Annotated in this window: 7 protein-coding genes and 1 pseudogene; 6 read left to right on the forward strand and 2 right to left on the reverse strand. The window is 45.9% G+C overall.

What is annotated here, in order from left to right:
• Positions 1-59: 59 nt before the first annotated feature.
• Positions 60-476: pseudogene (locus OZ401_RS13740) on the reverse strand (IS3 family transposase); the annotation flags it as partial.
• A 446-nt stretch (positions 477-922) separates the two neighbouring features.
• On the opposite strand from OZ401_RS13740, the gene OZ401_RS13745 reads away from it, so the two are divergent.
• The 6 genes from OZ401_RS13745 to OZ401_RS13770 all read left to right on the forward strand — a co-directional run bounded on the left by OZ401_RS13745 (position 923) and on the right by OZ401_RS13770 (position 15,460).
• Entirely contained in the window at positions 923-3,061 is a 2,139-nt protein-coding gene (locus tag OZ401_RS13745; protein WP_341471039.1) for a recombinase family protein, read from the forward strand.
• Positions 3,058-3,528 (forward strand): IS3 family transposase, encoded by a 471-nt coding sequence (locus tag OZ401_RS13750; protein WP_341471040.1) that lies wholly within the window; start codon positions 3,058-3,060, stop codon positions 3,526-3,528. Before OZ401_RS13745 ends, OZ401_RS13750 begins: the two co-directional genes overlap by 4 nt.
• Positions 3,529-3,849: 321 nt before the next feature.
• Positions 3,850-5,052, forward strand: a complete 1,203-nt coding sequence (locus tag OZ401_RS13755) for a thiolase family protein (protein WP_341471041.1) — start codon at positions 3,850-3,852, stop codon at positions 5,050-5,052.
• Between the two features lie 22 nt (positions 5,053-5,074).
• The gene (locus OZ401_RS13760; RefSeq protein WP_341471042.1) at positions 5,075-7,501 is read left to right on the forward strand and encodes a 3-hydroxyacyl-CoA dehydrogenase/enoyl-CoA hydratase family protein; all 2,427 of its coding nucleotides are present in this window, start codon (positions 5,075-5,077) and stop codon (positions 7,499-7,501) included.
• Between the two features lie 629 nt (positions 7,502-8,130).
• Positions 8,131-14,349: a PAS domain S-box protein gene (locus OZ401_RS13765; protein ID WP_341471043.1), complete on the forward strand. Its 6,219-nt coding sequence runs from the start codon at positions 8,131-8,133 to the stop codon at positions 14,347-14,349.
• On the forward strand, positions 14,342-15,460 hold the full coding sequence (locus OZ401_RS13770) for a hybrid sensor histidine kinase/response regulator (RefSeq protein ID WP_341471044.1): 1,119 nt from the start codon (positions 14,342-14,344) through the stop codon (positions 15,458-15,460). The genes OZ401_RS13765 and OZ401_RS13770 overlap by 8 nt, the downstream gene beginning before the upstream one ends.
• A 129-nt stretch (positions 15,461-15,589) precedes the next feature.
• Here OZ401_RS13770 and OZ401_RS13775 read toward each other — a convergent pair whose 3' ends face one another.
• Positions 15,590-19,759 carry an NHLP bacteriocin export ABC transporter permease/ATPase subunit gene (locus OZ401_RS13775; protein ID WP_341471045.1) on the reverse strand — a complete coding sequence of 1,390 codons (4,170 nt, stop codon included), beginning with the start codon at positions 19,757-19,759 and terminating at the stop codon, positions 15,590-15,592.
• Between the last annotated feature and the right edge of the window lie 4 nt (positions 19,760-19,763).

The raw sequence follows: 19,763 nt of genomic DNA on the forward strand, positions 1-19,763 counted from the left end.
CAGAAATTACTGTGAGAGGCTATGTGAGCTTGCCCCGGTTTAGTGGAGTGTGAGAATAGTCAGACAGGCAATAGTTCAAATTCTGTAGGTGTCATAAAACCCAACGCCGAATGTAGCCGCTGCCGATTGTAAAATACTTCCATATATTCGAAAATAACTGTTCTAACCTCTGTCATAGTCTTAAAATTATAACGATCTGTACATTCCACTTTCAATGTCCCAAAGAAGCTTTCTATGAGAGCATTGTCCCAACAATCACCCTTTCGGCTCATACTGGTTTCGATCCCGTACTGCTCCAGCAATCCTCGGTAACCCCTACTGGTGTATTGGCTACCTCGATCGGTATGATGTAAAAGACCCTTTCCCGGTTTACGTCGCTCCAATGCCATAACCAAAGCTCTTTCCACCAACGCTTCATCCCGGTTGGCGCCCATCGACCAACCCACCACTTTTCTCGAATATATATCTACCAGGGCTGCTAAATGAAATCCACACTACGATATCTGTCGAATCTTCTTGGGATCTTGTACCAGATGGATCCCTAAATAAGGACTTTGAGAAACAGCCAGTCCCAATCCTTTTTAATTTACAAGGCCTTCGCCAACTAATAAATTTTCTCGAACCTATTCTTCTTAATAATCCTGGCTTAGTGGAGCATAATATTAATGCAGATCCCTTAAATAAGGGTTCTGCCAATTGTTCTTGTGCTCCAAATAATTCTTTAAGCGGAGGAGACGAAAAGTGAATAAGGTAAGCGTTTCTCCAGGGCAAATTTCTCCAACCCAACTTTGGCCAACCCTGCGGCCAGAATTACAGCTTAGGCTCATTCAATTATTGGCCCGCCTAGCTTCTAACCTGATCAGCACACAGGTCCAGGTTCAAATTACTAGTTCTAGCAAGATTGAAACTGAGGAGGTTTGTAATGCTACTTAGCCAGCTTACTAGTTCAAAGATTACACCTCAGCACTTCAATCGGCAGGCTTTGATCTATGTCCGCCAGTCTACCCTGGCCCAAGTCCGTCAAAATACCGGTAGTACTTCTCGCCAATATGATCTTAAGCAACGTGCCCTTAAGTTAGGCTGGCAGCCTGAGTGTATCATAATTATTGATGATGACCTGGGGCGCTCCGGTACCTCGGCACTTAATCGGGATGGTTTTCAATGGTTGGTTGCCCAGGTGGGATTAGGTTTGGCTGGAGCAGTATTGTGTCTGGAAGCCTCTCGTTTAGCTCGCTCTTGTAGTGATTGGTATCGTTTACTCGAGATTTGTGCTTTGACCGATACGCTGGTTATTGACGAAGAAGGTGTTTATGATCCTGGTCAGTACAATGACCGTCTGCTTCTAGGTTTTAAGGGTACTATGAGCGAAGCAGAATTACATTGGATCCGTCAGAGAATGGACGGTGGTAAACTGGCTAAAGCCCAGAAAGGTGAACTTCAACAGCCTTTGCCAGTTGGTCTTGTTTATGATCCGCTTGGCCGAATTGTGCTAGATCCGGATGAGCAAATAGCTGGCGCAGTCAGGCTTGTTTTCAATTTGTTTGACCAATACGGTTCGGCCCTGGCGGTAGTCAGGCATTTCAATCAACAAGGCTTAAAATTTCCCACCCGCCCCCGGCTGGGGTCAAGAGAGAGCCAGCACCAGCAATTTCTATCGCAATCTCAGGCCACTCCGCGTTGGGAACCTTTGAAGCATGGCAGAGTTAGAAGTATTTTACACAACCCATTTTATGCGGGAGCTTATGTTTATGGCCGGTTGCGTCAAATTAAAACTGTTGAAACTCAAAAGTTAGATAGCCCTACTAAAACTCGTCTGGTTAGACTTAAACCATCGGAATGGCCAATTGTCTTTTTAGAACATCACCCTGGTTACATTACCTGGCTGCAATTTCTTAAAAATGAGCAGCAATTAGATCAGAATCGTACTTACCGCTTTGAGGAGCGTGCCGGAGCCATCCGAAAAGGGGCAGCCTTACTACAAGGCTTATTACGCTGTGGTAAGTGTGGAAGAAGGATGCGGGTAAATTATCTGGGTAATATACAGGGTCCACTCTATGTTTGTAATGAAGAGCGGATCAGATTTGGTGGGAATATGTGCCAAACTATTCGTGGAGATGGTATAGATGAAGCAGTAGCAAGGTGCTTTTTAGCTGCTCTGCAACTGGCTCAATTAGAGATTTCGCTAGCTGCTATTGCCCAACTTGAAACACAAGCCCAACAATTCGAGCAGCAGTGGAAATTAAGTCTGGAACGAGCAGAATATGAGGCAAATTTAGCGCAACGCAGGTTTATGGCAGTAGAACCAGAAAACCGCTTAGTAGCCCGTAGTCTGGAAAAAGACTGGAATGAAAAGTTAGCTAGGCTGGAAAAATTACAGCAGGAATACCTTGCTAAAGCGAAACTTCAAGCGGAAGTTACATCCTTAAGTGGAGAAGAGCGTGAAAAGATATTGGCTTTAGCCCAAAATGTTCCAGCTGTTTGGTATGCAGCCACCACTACGCAAGCGGAACGCAAACAGCTCTTGCGGTTTCTAATTAAGTCAGTTACCCTACTAAAAAGAGAAGAGGAAGGCACAGTAGATCTGGATATTTGCTGGCAAACCGAGGCTCATACGGTCCTTAAAGTTAAGGCCCCAGTATTATCTTGCAATAAATACCGGACTGACATCAATCTATTGGACAAAGTCCGCCAACTAGCAGTTGATCATACCGATGGGCAAATTCTGCAAATATTGAACGAACAAGGTTGGAAGAACTCCCATGGTCAGCCTCTCAGCGTCGCACGGGTCAGGGGAATACGTCGAGATTTTGGAATTTTCTTAGGCTCACCTGAACGACCGGGGAAACTAGGAATAAGCCAACGCAGTGATGGACGTTATACAGTAGAAGCAGTTGCGAAAATATTACAGGTAGATCCAAGTACAGTAAATGATTGGTGTGTAGCGGGGCGATTGGACAATGTTCAATTACGAAAAGGTGGAACCCGGTGGATCAAATTAAGTTCAGAAGAAATAGCCGAGTTAGGTCGGTCAATATTACGTCATAAACATAAAAGGAATTGAACTTAACCCTAGAATGTGCGAGAAGGGGGTATTGTGAACATTATGAGGCAGCCCTGGTAGATATATATTCGAGAAAAGTGGTGGGTTGGTCGATGGGCGCCAACCGGGATGAAGCGTTGGTGGAAAGAGCTTTGGTTATGGCATTGGAGCGACGTAAACTGGGAAAGGGTCTTTTACATCATACCGATCGAGGTAGCCAATACACCAGTAGGGGTTACCGAGGATTGCTGGAGCAGTACGGGATCGAAACCAGTATGAGCCGAAAGGGTGATTGTTGGGACAATGCTCTCATAGAAAGCTTCTTTGGGACATTGAAAGTGGAATGTACAGATCGTTATAATTTTAAGACTATGACAGAGGTTAGAACAGTTATTTTCGAATATATGGAAGTATTTTACAATCGGCAGCGGCTACATTCGGCGTTGGGTTTTATGACACCTACAGAATTTGAACTATTGCCTGTCTGACTATTCCCACACTCCACTAAACCGGGGCAAGCTCACTTCTAATCAGTAATCTTAGCTGTAGCAAACAAAGTGCCCCTCTGATTATAGTAAGGAACCGAACAATAATGTGCCTGTATTAGCATTTACCTCGAGAGGTGTCAAGAAAGGAACTCCAAGATAAAAGGCAAGGGATTCGCCAGTTTTTTCAAAGCCTGATAAAATAAACTTATATTTGCCCGATCAAGTTGATTCCCCATTCTTTTAGGCTACAAATTTTCTTAGCATAATAATTCCTCTTTGCCGGTAACTACCCGAATTGCGAAAATAAGGAGCAATTGAAAAATGAGCAATGTGGCTAAAATCGGAACACCCCTCAGTGAATTGGGTGATAATGAAGCGGTTATCGTTAGTTCAGTGAGAACTCCAGTTGGTCGTGCCAGTAAAGGATCATTAAAAGATATGCGCGCCGATGACCTTGCAGCAATTGCAATAAATGGCGCGGTTGAACGTGTACTCGGATTGAACAAAGCCGATATTGAAGATGTGATTTTGGGATGCGCTATGCCTGAAGGCGAACAGGGTTTGAATGTAGCCCGTTGCGCCGCGATTCTAGCCGGTTTGCCGGATGTAGTACCGGGTGTAACGGTGAATCGCTTTTGTGCCAGCGGCTTGCAAGCAATTACCTTTGCCGCTCAACAAATTATGCTTGGCATCGGCGATGTGTATGTGGCAGGTGGCGTAGAATGTACCAGCCGTGTACCGATGGGTGGTATGAACCCCAGCTTTAACCGCAAACTGATCGGTAAAACGCCACCCTTCCCCAATGTCTATATCCCCATGGGTATGACTGCCGAAAACGTGGCGCGTCGTTTTGAAGTGTCCCGTCAGATACAGGATGAATTTGCGCTAGCCAGCCATATGAAAGCAGCGCGGGCGCAAAAAGAAGGCTATTTTGATGCCGAAATTATACCTGTTACTATTCCTAATGGTTCGGTAGTTACAAAAGATGATGGACCGCGGGCAGATACCACCTTACAAAAGCTGGCTGAATTAAAGCCCGTCTTTATCGAGGGCGGTTCGGTTACAGCCGGGAATAGCAGCCCTTTGAACGATGGCGCGGCTGCTACGGTCTTAATGAGTATGCGTAAGGCGCGAGAGCTTGGCTTGCAACCGTTAGCAAGAATAGTAAGTTTTGCCGTATCGGGACTAGAGCCGGAAATTATGGGAATCGGCCCGGTCTCGGCTGTTACAAAACTGCTCAGCCGTGTAGGGTTAAAAATAGAAGATATTGATATAGTAGAACTAAACGAGGCATTTGCGGTTCAGGCATACGAAGTTTGCCGCCAGTTGAAGATTGATATAGATTTGCAACTCAACCCCAAAGGTGGGGCGATTGCGCTTGGGCATCCTTTGGGTTGCAGCGGGGCGCGCATCATGGCTACCCTAGTAAATGATTTGCACCAGTTTGACAAGCATATCGGAATCGAAACGATGTGCGTTGGTGGCGGGCAAGGCTACGCTACGCTGGTGGAAAGACTGAACTAACAACTATATCAAGGAGATTAAAATGCCTGAAATAAAGAAAGTGGCAGTGCTAGGGTCAGGCGTGATGGGCAGCGGAATTGCCGCGCACCTTGCAAACGCCGGTATCCCATCCCTGATGCTGGATATTGTGCCGGATAAATTAACCCCCGAAGAAGAGAAGCGTGGGTTAAGCCTCAACTCCCCCGCCGTTAGAAATAGGTTTGCCACTCAGGGTTTGCAAACCGCACTAAAAGCAAACCCCGCTGCCTTTTTTGTATCCAAAGGGGCAGAGTTGGTCACTATCGGCAATTTTGAGGATGATTGGTCAAAACTTGCCGAGTGCGATTGGATAATCGAAGTTGTGGTTGAACGACTTGATATAAAAAAGCAAGTCTTTAAAAGAGTGGCAGAGATCGCTCACCCTGCTGCCATTATCAGTTCCAATACCAGTGGTATTTCTATCCAAGCGATGGCAGAGGGCTTGCCCGAAGAATTTCAGAAGCGCTTCATGGTGACACACTTTTTCAATCCGGTGCGCTACATGAAGTTGCTCGAAATAGTGCCGCATCCCAATTCCGACCCTTCGCTGATTGAGTTTATGCGCCGATTTGGCGAAGATACGCTCGGTAAGGGCGTAATTATCTGCAAGGATACTCCCAACTTTATCGGCAATCGCATTGGTATCTACGGCATGATGTCCACCTTAAAGCGCATGTCGGAAAATAGCCTGCGGGTAGAAGAAGTGGATGCAATATTGGGACGCGCCAGCGGACGACCTAAAAGCGCGGCTTTTCGTACCAGCGATCTGGTAGGACTCGATACCAGTTTGCATGTAGCCCGTAACGTTTATGACAATGCCCCTGACGACCCGGAGCGCGATTTATTTCTGACACCGGATTGGGTTCAGCAGATGGCAGACAAACGTTGGTTGGGCGATAAAACCGGGCAGGGCTTTTACAAGAAGGTGAAGGATGCAAAGGGCAAATCTACGATTCTGTCGTTGAACCCTCAGACTTTCGAATATGAAGCACAGGTAGAAACTCCCCTCGCTGATACCAAACTAGAAGAGGCAGCACGGCGCAGTGATGCCCGCAAACGTCTTGAGACGCTTGCCTATTTGGATGATCGCGCCGGTAAGTTCGGATGGACGGTACTGGCAGACACGCTGCTTTATACTGCTAAAATCGCGCCGCAGATTGCCGATGACATCCAAGCGATTGATCAGGCGATGAAGTGGGGCTATAACTGGGATTTGGGGATTTTCGAGTCGTGGGATGCAATCGGGCCGCTCAAGAGCGTGCAAAAAATGAGAGCAGAAGGGCGCGAAATCCCTCAGTGGTTGGTCGAATTTATCAATCGCGGGCAAGATTATTTCTATATTGAGCAAAACGGACGCAAGCGCATGTGGGATTTCAACGAAGGACGTTACGTGGCTATACCGGAACGTACTGACCTGATAAGCCTTGCGAGTCTGAAGAAGGATAAAGCAAATATTCTGCGCTCAAATGATAGCGCCAGCCTTATTGACCTCGGTGATGGTGTTTTGTGCCTTGAATTCACCAGCAAGATGAATACCATTGACCCTGAAATGGTTCAACTGGGTATGTGGTCGCTTAATAAGCTCAATACCGATGACAAGTGGAAAGGTATGGTCATCGGCAACGAGGGCAGCGATTTCTGCGCCGGGGCTAACCTTTTTCTAGCGGTAATGGCGGCTAATAGCGGCGAATTTGGGCAGATTGAGCAAATGGTTAAAGCTACGCAGGATTGGTGCATGGCTATCAAGTATTCGCAAAAACCGATAGTAGTTGCGCCTTTTGGCAGAACGCTAGGCGGCGGTTGCGAAATCACGATGGCAGGCACACGAATACGGGCTTATGCCGAAACCTACATCGGTCAAGTTGAGGTTGGTCCGGGTTTGATTCCCGGTGCGGGCGGTAATAAGGAATTGCTCATTCGCAATATCGAGCGCATGCGCGGAATGACTGGTCCCTTCCCGCCGGTTCAAAAAACCTTTGAGGCAATCTCTTATGCCAAAGTCAGTACCAGTGCAGAAGAGGCGCGTTCCATTGGTTTCCTACGCAAAACCGACCGAATTACTCTGAACAAGGCTCGCTTGATTTCAGACGCTAAAGCAGATGTACTGGAACTGGCAAATCAGGAGGGCGGTTACAAGCCCCCCCAACCGTTTAGTTTCAAGCTACCCGGCGAGGGCGGCTATTTGGCGGGTGAGCAACTGATTGAGGGTTTGGAAATGACCAAAGCTATCAGTAAGCACGATGGTGTTATAGCCCGCAAGTTGTTGTTTGTGCTTACCGGAGGGACAGAGGCAAGCCCGGTACGAGAAGTAAGCGAACAGTATCTGCTCGATTTAGAGCGGGAAGCTTTCGTAGAACTCTGCAAATTGCCAAAAACGCAGGAACGTATGCAATATATCCTTATGCACGGGGGTAAAGCGCTACGCAATTGAGCGATAGTTATAAAATGATAAGTTAACAACCATTCCCGTCCTTCGTGGCGGGATTTTATATAGTTAATTTTGGAAATTAGCTTCATTTTGGGTTTTACTGAACAGCCACCTTTCAGTAAAATAATTCCCAAGCTTGCTGAAACTCATTTTAGTCAACTATAAATATATTTCCTAAATAATGGGATAAGTCACATCGGCGCGATTGGGGCAATCGTTTCAAATTCTGTCCATTCCTAACCAAAGTGGTTGGGCTTTCCATAGCCCTCAGTTCGAGTCTAGCAAGACTAAAGCGTTTGTTAAAAGTATCTAATTGTTACCTAAAGCAAATTCGCTAAAATAGAGAGGGTTTTTATACATTTATTAGGTTATTACTAGTGATTTGGTTTCTTTTTAAGAGTATAATTTTTATATAAAGGTTTATCTTTTTATATAACTTGTCTTGGTATTATATTCAAATTTCGAGGTGAGGTAGGCTTCTCTGATATAATTTGAACTCAAAGATAGATTTTTGCCAGATTGCTCACGGATAATTTTGTTACAAGTAAATTGGTTTACTATGCTGGCTTTTTCTCACAGGTGTGATTTTATTCAGAAGCCTTTTTTGTCTTTATATCTTGAAGGTGAAGACCATGCACCAATCAAAGATTGTAGAATCTGAGAAAAATAACATTCTTATTATCGCTGATTCCCTATCCGCTGCTGAAACCCTAGTTGCACTACTGCGGGATTCTGCAAAAATTGACTTCGAGTATCGCCATAGCAAAACTGCCGGAGAGCTTGAAATAGCCCTGACTGAGCGCAAGTGGGCTGTAATCTTGTGCGATTTTGTGCTAACCTCGCTAAGCGCCAGCACCGTAATTAAATTGATCAAGCGCTCCCACCCCACCACCCCAATTATCCTTGTTTCAGATAGGGCAACGGTGCATGACGCGGTAGATATGATGCGTTTAGGCGCATTCGGGTTCGTTGAAAAATCAGATTACACTCGTCTGATAGGATTTGTCAGGCAGGCGCTCGAAAACAGGCAATTAATAAAAGAATCGTACTACGAGAGCATTGTCGAATCCCAGACAGAGCTTATCTGTCGTTATGATGCCAATTTTCGGCTGACCTTTGTTAATCGTGCCTACAGCGAATGGTATGCGCAGCCTAGCGAAGCTCTATTGGGTAGTAATATTCTGGATAAGATTCCAGCAGAATATCGAGAGCGGGCAATTGCCCATGTCAAAACCTTAACATTTGATAGTCCCGTTGCAAAACTCGCTTATCAAGATAGTATGCCCGGTCAAAATCCTCGCTGGATTGAATGGACAAACCGGGCTATATTCGATAAAAGTGGTCGCTTTATCGAATGTCAAAGTGTTGGGCGCGATATCACCGCACACAAAATAATCGAGGAAACGCTTAGAATAAAAGAGAGCGCCCTAGACTCGTCAATAACCCCATATGCAATATCCGATCTTGAAGGTCGCCTAACCTACGTAAACCCTGCCTTTCTGAAACTATGGAAATTTACCACCGAACAGGAAGTGATTGGGCAAGTGGTGTTAAGTTTTTGGGAGTCTCCCATTGAAGCGCAGAAAATTGTAGAGGCGCTTGGTGAGCGAGGCTATTTCTTCGGCGAGTTGGTTGCGCGTTTGAATGACGGTACTAACGCCGATATTGAGTTAGTGGCGAGCCTTGTCACCGATACGAGCGGAAAGCCCGTCTGTATGATGGCTTCATTTATGGATATTACGCAGCGCAAACAGTCTGAACAAGCACTGCGTATCTCAGAGGAGAAATTTTCAAAAATTTTCTCCGCCAGTCCGGATTCCATCGTCATAACTTCCATCGAGGATGGACTTTATGTGGATGCAAATGAAAGTTTTTTGCGAACTATGGGATACAGCCGCGAGGAGGTTATTGGGTATTCGGCGCTTGAGCTTAACATCTGGGTAACCCCAGAGGATCGCAATCAGGTGGGGCAAGAGTTGCTGAAACATGGGTTTATACACAATATGGAAGCGCAATATCGCTCCAAATCCGGTGAAAATCTAATTGGGCTTTTATCAGCAGAAGTTATCGAGCTGAGTGGAAAACGCTGCTTATTATCGTTAGTGAGGGATATTACCGAACGAAAAAAGATTGAAGAAAAGCTACGCTACAGTGAAGCACAACAGAAAGCGTTACTTTCCGCAACCCCTGATTTATTATTTCGTATAACGCCTGCCGGAATATTTGTAGATTTTCATGGTCACAAAACCGATTTGCTAGTTCCACCGGAAGCTTTTATCGGCAAACATATTCAGGACATTTTACCCTCATGGGTTGCGAATCGTGCGCTGGAGGCAATTAAGCAGGTTGACACCACAAGACAACCGATAACTTTCGAATATGAGATGCTCTTTCAAGCAGATATACATTTCTTTGAAGCGCGTTTTGTACCGCTGGATAATACAGATGAAGTTCTGACGATTATTCGCGATATAACCGCTCGCAAAAAAGCAGAGGAAGCCTTACGAGGCAGCGAAGAAAAGTATCGCAGCCTGATTGAAAGCTCAGATGCTGCAATTTCGATGGTTGATGCCACCGGGCACTATTTGTATTTGAATAGAATCGCTGCCGTTCCTTTTGGCGTAGCGCCTGAGCAACTGATAGGCAAAACCGTGCATGAATTATTCCCGCCCTCACAAGCTAACGATATAATTGCTGATATAAATCGTGTTATAACCCTCGAAAAAGGCATAGTCCTTGAACCTGAAGTGACCCTTGCCGGGAAACCAGCTTGGTTTCGTACCAGTATGCAACCGATACGGGATAGCACGGGAAAGCCTTATGCCGCGCTGATTTACGCCAGCGAAATTACCGACAAAAAATTGGCTGAAATTGCGTTGAAGGCGAATGAAGAAAAATATCGTAGTTTGATCGAAAGTTCTGAAGCTACAATCGCCATGTTTGATGAAAAGGGCAAGCTACTTTATGCGAATGAAATCGCAGCACGCCAATTGCATTTCACAGCGGAAACAATAGTCGGCAAGTATATGCAAGAACTTTTCCTTCCCGCTGTGGCAAACTATCAGTTGGCATCCATTCAAGAAGTTATAAAGACCGGCAAGGGAAAGGTAAATGAAGCCCGGGGAATAGTAGCCGGTGAAGAACACTGGCACCGTACCAATATTCAGCCTGTACGGGATGCTTTCGGTAATATTACGGCAGGACTTATCAATTCCATCGACATTACCGAGCAAAAAAAAGCCGAAGAAACCCTACGTACTAGCGAAAAACGCTACCGCCAGATGTTCGAGCTTAACGGTTTGCCAAAGCTGATTGTTGACCCTCAAACCGGAAGAATTATGGATGCCAATCCGGCAGCAGAGAAATTCTATGGCTATGATTTAGCCACTCTCAAAAACCTCCATATCTTCGATCTAAGTCTTGCACCATCCGAAATAATCAAAGACACTATGTGGCATGCAGCAGTTTCCCAGATATTATCATTTATATCGGTGCATCGTGGCGCAAATGGTATTCTTCGCGATGTAGAAGTGTACTCGGGACCACTCGAAATCGAGGGTAAACAGTTTCTTTATTCTACAATAATAGACATTACCGAAAAACAGCGGGCAAAAGCAGCTTTGCAGGAAGCGCGAGATTTGCTCGAACAGCGCGTGGTCGAACGTACAGCAGAGTTAGAAAAAGTCAAAGATCGGCTTGAAGCGATTTTCAACCACAGTGGCGATGGCATTCTTCTGCTAGATATTGAACACGGTATTCAGCAGGCTAACTATGCCTTTGATACGCTCTTCGATGTTGCCGCTACTAGTTATCTAGATATGAAACTGACCGCATTTGTGAACCCAGAAGATGCCTCCAAGCTCGAAGCGATTGTTCAGGAAGTGGCAGCAACACACCGAACACGTCATCTAGAGACACAGGCAAAACGGGCTGATGGTGCAAGTTTCGAGGCTGAAATCAGCATTGCCCCGGTAAACCGCTCAGATAAGGCAGTAAGTAATTTGGTTTGCATTATTCGCGACATCACCGAGCGAAAACAAGCGGAAGTGGCGCTTCAAAAATATGCGGCGGAAATTTATGACCTGTACAATAATGCCCCAACGGGCTATCATTCCCTTGATAGCGATGGCTTTTTTGTACAAATCAATGATACCGAATTGCGCTGGTTGGGTTATAGTCGAGAAGAAGTTATCAATAAGCAGAGGGTTTTGGACTTTCTCACGCCCTCTAGTCAAGCAACCTTCAGGAAGAATTTCCCTATCTTAAAAGAACAAGGCTGGCTCAAGGATATCGAAATTGAGTTCAAACGCAAAAATGGCACTACTTTTCCAGTAATTGTAAATGCAACAGCCATAAAAAATGAAAAAGGTGAGTTTGTTCTAAGCCGTACTACTATATTTGATATTACCGAACTCAAAAAGGCGCAGCAGGCAATCGCGGAGGAACGTAATCTACTCAGAACAGTGATTGATGCCGTACCCGATTATATCTACTTCAAAGATACTAAACATCGCCTTATTTTGAGCAATCTTTCACATATCAAATCTCTCAAATCTATTAATCTAGATGAAGTAGTGGGTAAGACTGATTTTGAGTTGTTCCCGGCAGATATGGCGGCGAAGTTTCAAGAGGACGAAGAACAGCTTTTTAGAACTGAAACTCGCATCCTAAACCTTGAAGAACGTTCTATTGGACAGGATGGAACTGAAATCTGGGCATTGACCACAAAAGTACCGTTTCGAAATCTAAAAGGTGAGCTAGTTGGACTTGTGGGAATCACGCGGGATATCACCCACATAAAAGCCAACGAAGTTGCCTTGCTAGAAAGCGAACAGCGTTATCGTACAACTATCGCCGCTATGTCTGAAGGTATCGTGTTGCAGAGGGGAGATGGGGCTATTCAACTTTGTAATAGCGCTGCCGAACGTCTGCTAGGTTTGACAACTGACAAAATACTAGGGCGAACTTCTACTGACCCTACATGGCGATGTGTTCACGAAGACGGCTCGCCTTTTCCCGGCGAGACCCACCCTGCTATGATTGCCCTTCATACTGGGAAACCACAATCAAACGTGCAAATGGGTATTCATAAACCCGATAACACCGTGAGTTGGCTTTTAGTTAATTCCCAACCACTTATTGATACCAGCCAAGAACAACCTTATGCCGTTGTTACAACTTTTGCTGACATCACCGAGCGTAAAGAGGCTGAAGCGGAGCTAGAAAGCAAGCGGCAAGCAGAACTTCAGATGCAAGTATATCTTAAAACGCTTCACGATATTACCATTCGTCTCAATCGCACCGACACACTGGATGAGTTCTACCGCTGTGTCGTGGAACAAGGGCTGGAACATTTTGGTTTTGAACGTATAGGGTTGTTATTGTATAATTCCAAAACGGCAGTTGCCAGCGGCACTTATGGAACCGACATATACGGCAACCTCGTAACTGAGCAGCACCTTCAATTGGATGTCAATAGCCTGACAGGTATTCTTACAAGAACGCTAGATCGCAACGAACGCTTTGCCTTCGATGAAAAAGCCGAACTGTTTGATAATCTCAAACCAATTGGAATAGGTCAGAATGCAGCAGCCGCTTTGTGGAATGGCGAAGCGCTGGGCTGGTTGACAGTGGATAATGGGGTTTATCATAAACCAATTACACAAGCCCAACTTGATATTTTGGTGCTTTATGCGCTTACGGTAGGCTCCCTGATGGCACGCAAACACGCCGAATTTGCCTTGCGGGAGAGCGAAGAGAAATTCAGGATGTTTATTGAATCGGCGCCAATCTCAACCATTGTAGTTAATACAAATGGAAAGATTGTGCTTGTCAACAAAGAGGTTGAAAAACTCTTCGGTTATAAGCGTGCTGAATTGGTAGGGCAGAGTGTTGAAGTGCTTGTGCCAGAAAATTCCAGAAATAGTGATCAGAGGCGACGCTCCGCTTTTATGACAATACCAACGAATCGCTCTACTGATATACAGGAGCATTATGCACGCCGCAAAGACGGTAGCATTTTTCCGGTTGATTTCAAATTGAGCTACATTGATACTCAACCTGCCCCCTTGGTGATGACTTTCGTAATCGATATTACCCAAAGAAAACTGGCGGAACAGTCTTTGAAACAGTCGCTGGCACAAGAGAAAGAACTGGTTGAACTCAAATCGCGCTTTGTTTCGATGGCATCACATGAATTCCGCACTCCACTGGCAGCAATTCTGGCTACCACTGAAACCCTCTCTACTTATCGAGAAAAAATGGATGGGACACAAATCGATGCTAGATTGGACAAAATTCGTCAACAAGTAATGCATATGAAAGATATTATGGAAGATGTCCTACATCTGGCACGTTTTCAGGCAGGGCGTATTGAATTCAAACCCACGCGGTCTGATCTGGATAGGCTGTGCCAGGAAATTATCGAAGAATATGAAAGTCAGGAGCACTATAATCAAGGGCGCATTGCTTATGAGTCTTCTAATTCGCCTCTAATGGTTGATTATGATGAACGTTTAATGCGTCAGGTTATCGGTAATCTTGTTTCTAACGCGCTGAAATATTCGCCTAAAGAAAAATCTATCGGGGTTAGCCTGACTTACAATAATGGGCAAATAGTAATGAAGGTACAGGACGACGGTATTGGTATCCCTTCCGATGATTTAAAACGCCTGTTTGAGCCGTTTCATCGCGCTACGAATGTCGGCACTATCTCCGGCACCGGTCTGGGATTAAGTATTGCCAAACAGGCAGTTGAACTGCACAGTGGTACTATTACCTTCGAAAGTCAGGTAGGAAAAGGCACTACATTTATTGTAATCTTTCCGGTGAAGGATGCTATCCATGGTTAAAATATTGGTAATTGAAGATGAAGAGCAAATTCGTGAGGAGGTAATGGACTGGCTTCAATTTGAGGGGTACGAAGTAAGTGGCGCAGCAAATGGACGACTTGGACTAGAAGCCATTCAAAGAGAAGTCCCCGACCTCATTATATGCGATATTGCTATGCCAGAACTGGACGGGCATGATGTTCTGATTGAAGTGCGTTCCAATTCGACTCTCAATCATATTCCTTTTGTTTTCCTGACTGCCGCTGCCGATCACGATGCTGTACGTAAGGGTATGACTCTAGGCGCGGATGATTATCTGACTAAACCGTTCACCCATGCCGAAGTGCTAAATACCATTCGAACGAGGTTGGAAAAGAGAGCAGCGCAAGAAAAGCAGATGCAGAGTCAGATTGAAATACTCAATACCGCTTTGAGCGAAGAACGCGAGAAACGTTTGCTAAACTCACGGCTGGTAGCCATGTTTTCTCATGATTTTCGCAATCCCCTGACTTGTATTCTCTCATCCTCAGATATACTTCGAAACTATGAAACTCGCTTATCCACAGAGCAAAAGGCACAACAATTTGATCTCATTAATGGATCAGTGTATTTGCTGCTCCAAATGCTTGAGGACATGCTTATGGTAGCAGAGATGGAAAGGAATCATCTGGAATACGCTCCCCGACAACTGGATCTAAAGGCTTTTGTCAAAGACCTTATTGATGAATTTCGATTGATTGATCAGGATAGCCACATCTTGACCTTTCACAGCGGTTTACAAGGTTCGGTAGAAGCGGATTCAAAGCTCATACGCCAGATACTCACTAATTTGATTTCAAATGCGATCAAGTATTCTACCGTCAGGTCTGAAGTCATAGTAACGCTGTCTGAAAAGTACAACAAAATTAATCTTGTAGTAGAAGATCAGGGTATTGGTATCCCCGAAGAGGGCTTGGCAAATCTGTTTGAGCCGTTTTATCGAGCGACAAATGCCAAAAATGTGAAAGGGACGGGGTTAGGTTTAAGCATTGTCAAAGAGTGTGTAGAATGTCATAGCGGAAGTATCAGGGTAGAAAGCCAGCTTGGTAAAGGAACGATTTTCGCCGTAGAGTTGCCGCTCGTGCGAGGCTAGAAAATCATCTAATCTCTTGGCTATCCCCACGATTGGCAACTTGCGCGATTACCATAATCTTTAACTTAGCTTATGCTTGTTGCTTGCAATCCGCCGCATCCGAGAATTAAATCACGCTTCAATGATTTTTCAGGCTAGTTGTCGTGAAGCCAAATCTTTGAAAAGACCATCTCGGCTCATTAGCTCTTGAAAAGTTCCAAATTCAGCAATATTCCCGCCTTGTAACACATAAATACAATCGGCATTGATTATAGTGCTAAGGCGGTGGGCAATCACAATCCGGGTTGCCTGCAAATTTTCAAGGCTGCGGCTAACAATCGCTTGAGTCTGGTTATCCAACGCGCTGGTCGCCTCATCAAACAGCAGGATACGGGGCTTACCGATAATTGAGCGGGCTATCATTAGTCGTTGGCGTTGACCACCTGATAGGGTCGAACCTCCTTCAGAGATTAAAGTGAACATGCCCATCGGCATTTGCTTAATATCGTCCTCAAGCCCTGCCATTCTGGCGGCTTCCCATGCTTCTTCAACGGTAAACGGGCTTGAACCGATGATATTACTCAGAATATCGCCCGGCATTAATTTACCGTTTTGCATTACTACCCCGGTACGTCTGCGCACAGCCGATAGGTCAAGTTCGGATAAATCCTGATTATCAAACAGAATCGAGCCAGATTCAGGTTTTTCAAAGCCTAGCAACAAGCGGAAGATAGTAGATTTACCAGAACCGGAAGGTCCCACAATCGCAATAAATTGCCCGGCGCGAATATGCAAAGATACATCATTCAGGATATAGGGAGTCTCAGGACTATAGCGGAAAGAGACATGATTCAACTCGATGTCGCCGTTAAGCTCACCGGGATTAATTTTGCCGGATTGCACCTCCGGCTCGGCATCCAGTATTACGCGAATTCGTTCATACAAGGGTATTGCTTGTAAAACTGAAGTGAAGGCTGCTACCATTGTAATCATAGCCGCTTGGAATTGACCGAATGCCGCCACAAATGCAAGGAATGAGCCGGTGGTAAGCGTACCCTGTTTCTTAAAACTATCTACTGCTGCAAAGATAACCGCGCTGGTTATTATAGGCAGTATCGAGTTAAATACTTGCTGGTAATTGCTGACAGTCCGCGCTTTATAAGCAATCCGGCGTTGCTTGGTAAATTCACGCGCCCATACTCCAAAAGCGCGAGTTTCTGCGCCTGCTACCCGCAACTTTGCAATTCCGGTGATAAGTTGCAACACCAGACCAGAAACCTTGCCCTGCAATTCGGTAAGGGTGCGCTGAAAACGCAATTCCCACAAGCTAAAAATAATAACCGCCAGCAGGGTTAGAGCAATCAAGCCAAGCGCTACAAAAGCTAAGCCGGCATCGTAGGCAAATAGCTGGAAAAAGCTGAAAATTGAAAACACGCTGCCTAACACGGCAGTTATTACATTTCCGCCCACCAATTGCAGAATTACATCCAGACCCATCGCCCTTACCGCCAAATCACCGACAGTATATTTGCGGAAGAAAGAGGTGGGTAATTCGAGCAATTTATCCCAGAGCGCGGCTTGGGTGGATAATTCAAGCCTTGTCTCAAACCTTAATATTGCAATCCCACGGGTAAACTGAAAAGCTACCGAGGCTAGAGTTACCACTATCAGCCCAACCACTACTTGGAATAATAGGGAGCGATTCCCTGTAGGTGTTACGGTATCAAACAGGAATCCGGTTATTGCCGGTATAAAAAGCGCCAGCAACCCAACTCCGATACTCAACAAAAGCAGGTTGACCAAATCACCGCTTGAACCGCGTGTACCGAAGCGTATCAATTCCCATGCTTTAAATATTCTCAGCGGGAAGGGGCGATAAAAAACATAAGCAGTATTGGAAATCTGGGCGGCTATTTCGCGAGTGATCACCGTTCTACTATTATCGGCAGGGTCAACTACCTCATAGCGTTTGCTGGAAAGGGGCAATAACGCCAAGGGGCTACCCGCTTCTTTTCCTGCCACCCCCTCATTCCAATAGCCTAATAAAGCTCCGATATCCTGCTTCCACCAATCCGGTTCAAGGGTTACTTCCCGTATGCGAATACGCGAAGCCCTGGCAATATCGTCAAGGGGATTGCTTCGACCGGAAGCATCGAATTGTTCACGGGCAGTTTGGATTAAAATTCCCCGCGCTTCCCCGATCATGCGGCAAGCATTTAGCAACAGATTGCGGGTAGCCCGATAAGCCGGTTCTTCGCCTGCTTTGCGGTCTTCAAATATAGAAGAAAGATTACCTAAAGCCGTTTGAGCAACCGCTGTATCATATTCGGCTTTTCTTCTCAAGCGGTTAATTTCTTCAAAAGTCATCAAGCGAATATTGGTGACTTTTATCCGAAAGAAGATTTCATGGAACTGATCCAGCCCCTCCCAAAGACGCGGGTCTGTCAATATTTCTTGAGAGGGGATTGGTTTCAAACGACATTTGGAGGGCACTAAAAGCCAGCTATTGCCGAAAACCGGGAAAACCGTTTCGCCTGTATCAGAGCCAAGCTCTTCTTCCCCGAAATATAGCGCGCTTCCTTCCAGCAACTTTACCCATAATCCGCTCTTTTTCAAACCAACTCGTTGTTGGGCAATCAATTCCAATTCAGCGCCGACTTCCAAGGCTGCTTCAATAGGTGAGGTGCTACTTTCTCCGCTAATACTGCGCGAAAGGTGATCTATCCAGTCCTCCAGCATTTGCGACAAATTTCCGGTCAGTTGCGGCTCTTTAACCATATAGCGCAAATGGTAGGCAGGTACTTTAAGCAAATGGGTGTCTGGTACCGCTACTCCCAACAACCCAAGCCCACCACCATATCTGGCAGAGTCCAACCCGATTAAAGCCTGACCGGGAACTACAGAGCAAATATGGTGGCGCGCATTTACTGGCTTGCCTTCGCTTAACTGCACCGCAAACACTTCTACTTTACCCTTTTTGACAAGCCAGAAGCTGTCTGGGTCATCTAATAGAAATGGCTCGTTGCCGCCCTTATTAACAATAGTACCGAGCTTTTCACAAATTTCTTCAAAGGTACCCTTATAATCAGCCGGAGGGGGGAGCGGCTTAGGCACAACTGAAATAAATCCGGTAACTCTGGGAGCGGGAGCAACCCGAACTGCGCCTTGCTCCAACGCCAATTGCATCGTAACCGGCGCGCCGAGCGGCACAGGTTGAGAACCGGGTTGGGAAGAGTCTTCCACTACAAATTCAAATTCGCCGATTTGCAAATGGTCGCCGAGCTTGAGCTGGGTAGGTTGTAGCACCAGTTCTCGGTTTACAAATGTACCGTTGGCAGAACCCAAGTCGTCAACCATTAATTGCCCGTTCTGATAAAAAAGTCGGGCGTGACGGCGTGAGATCGAGACATCCATCAAACGCAACAAACCATCTTTGTCACGCCCGATGATAATCTCTTGAAGTTGCGGCAACCCTAATCGTTCAGGTCCCAGATAGAGCGGAAGGCGCGAAGCATGCCTTAAAACCACCATCCGACTATCTGTTTTAGCGGCTGAAGGCTTTTCTTTTCCGCCAAAAGGCTTGCGCGGGGCACGAAAGCGCAAAGTGGTTGAAGCGATAACAATAGTATCGCCCTCTTTTAGCAGCATTGAGCCGACTAAAGGATTGCCATTTACCAGCGAAGGGTTGGTTGCGCCGGGGTCATAGATTAAGTAACCTTGCTCTGACCAGCGTATTTCAGCTTGCTTGCGACTGACCATGCGCTGTGCATCGCCCTGCTCGATTAATCGCATGTCGTTACTTTGATTTCGCCCAATTACGAAAGAGCGGGTTGGCGTAAGACGGCAGAAAGAGCCGGGTGGTAGGTTTGGTATATTACTGGCGACCACTTCCAAGCGTGCCATACCGGGGCTATTATCTTCAACCTGATAACGGGCAGGTTTGGGGGGTGGCGCACCGACCGGACCGGGTAAAAGGAAAACCAGTTCCACATCGGCGCAACTTATCCAATCTCCGGGGAAAAGCGGAATATTACCCGCTACCCTGTCGCCGTTTACGAAAGTGCCATTGGTTGAGCCGGGGTCTGAGATTATCAGCAAGCCATCCTCAGCCCTATAGCTAATTATAGCGTGGCGCGAAGAAACAAGATTTTGAGGGCTTTGCAGCACTACATCGGCATTTGTGGTGGAACGTCCCAAAACCAACGGTTTGAGCTTTAAACTTTCAAAGTCAAGTGGGATGAATACTCCGCGCTGGTTTCCGTTCAGCACTAAAAGGCGAGGCATATTGGTGGTAGGTTGTGCTTGTGCAGGTATTGACATAACT

Origin of the sequence: Candidatus Chlorohelix allophototropha (assembly GCF_030389965.1) — a bacterium.
GTDB lineage: Bacteria > Chloroflexota > Chloroflexia > Chloroheliales > Chloroheliaceae > Chlorohelix > Chlorohelix allophototropha.

Coding starts and splice junctions, on each gene's coding strand:
- OZ401_RS13765 (WP_341471043.1), top strand. CDS start 8,131: ATGCACCAATCAAAGATTGTAGAATCTGAGAAAAATAACATTCTTATT.
- OZ401_RS13745 (WP_341471039.1), top strand. CDS start 923: ATGCTACTTAGCCAGCTTACTAGTTCAAAGATTACACCTCAGCACTTC.
- OZ401_RS13770 (WP_341471044.1), top strand. CDS start 14,342: ATGGTTAAAATATTGGTAATTGAAGATGAAGAGCAAATTCGTGAGGAG.
- OZ401_RS13775 (WP_341471045.1), bottom strand. CDS start 19,759: ATGTCAATACCTGCACAAGCACAACCTACCACCAATATGCCTCGCCTT.
- OZ401_RS13760 (WP_341471042.1), top strand. CDS start 5,075: ATGCCTGAAATAAAGAAAGTGGCAGTGCTAGGGTCAGGCGTGATGGGC.
- OZ401_RS13755 (WP_341471041.1), top strand. CDS start 3,850: ATGAGCAATGTGGCTAAAATCGGAACACCCCTCAGTGAATTGGGTGAT.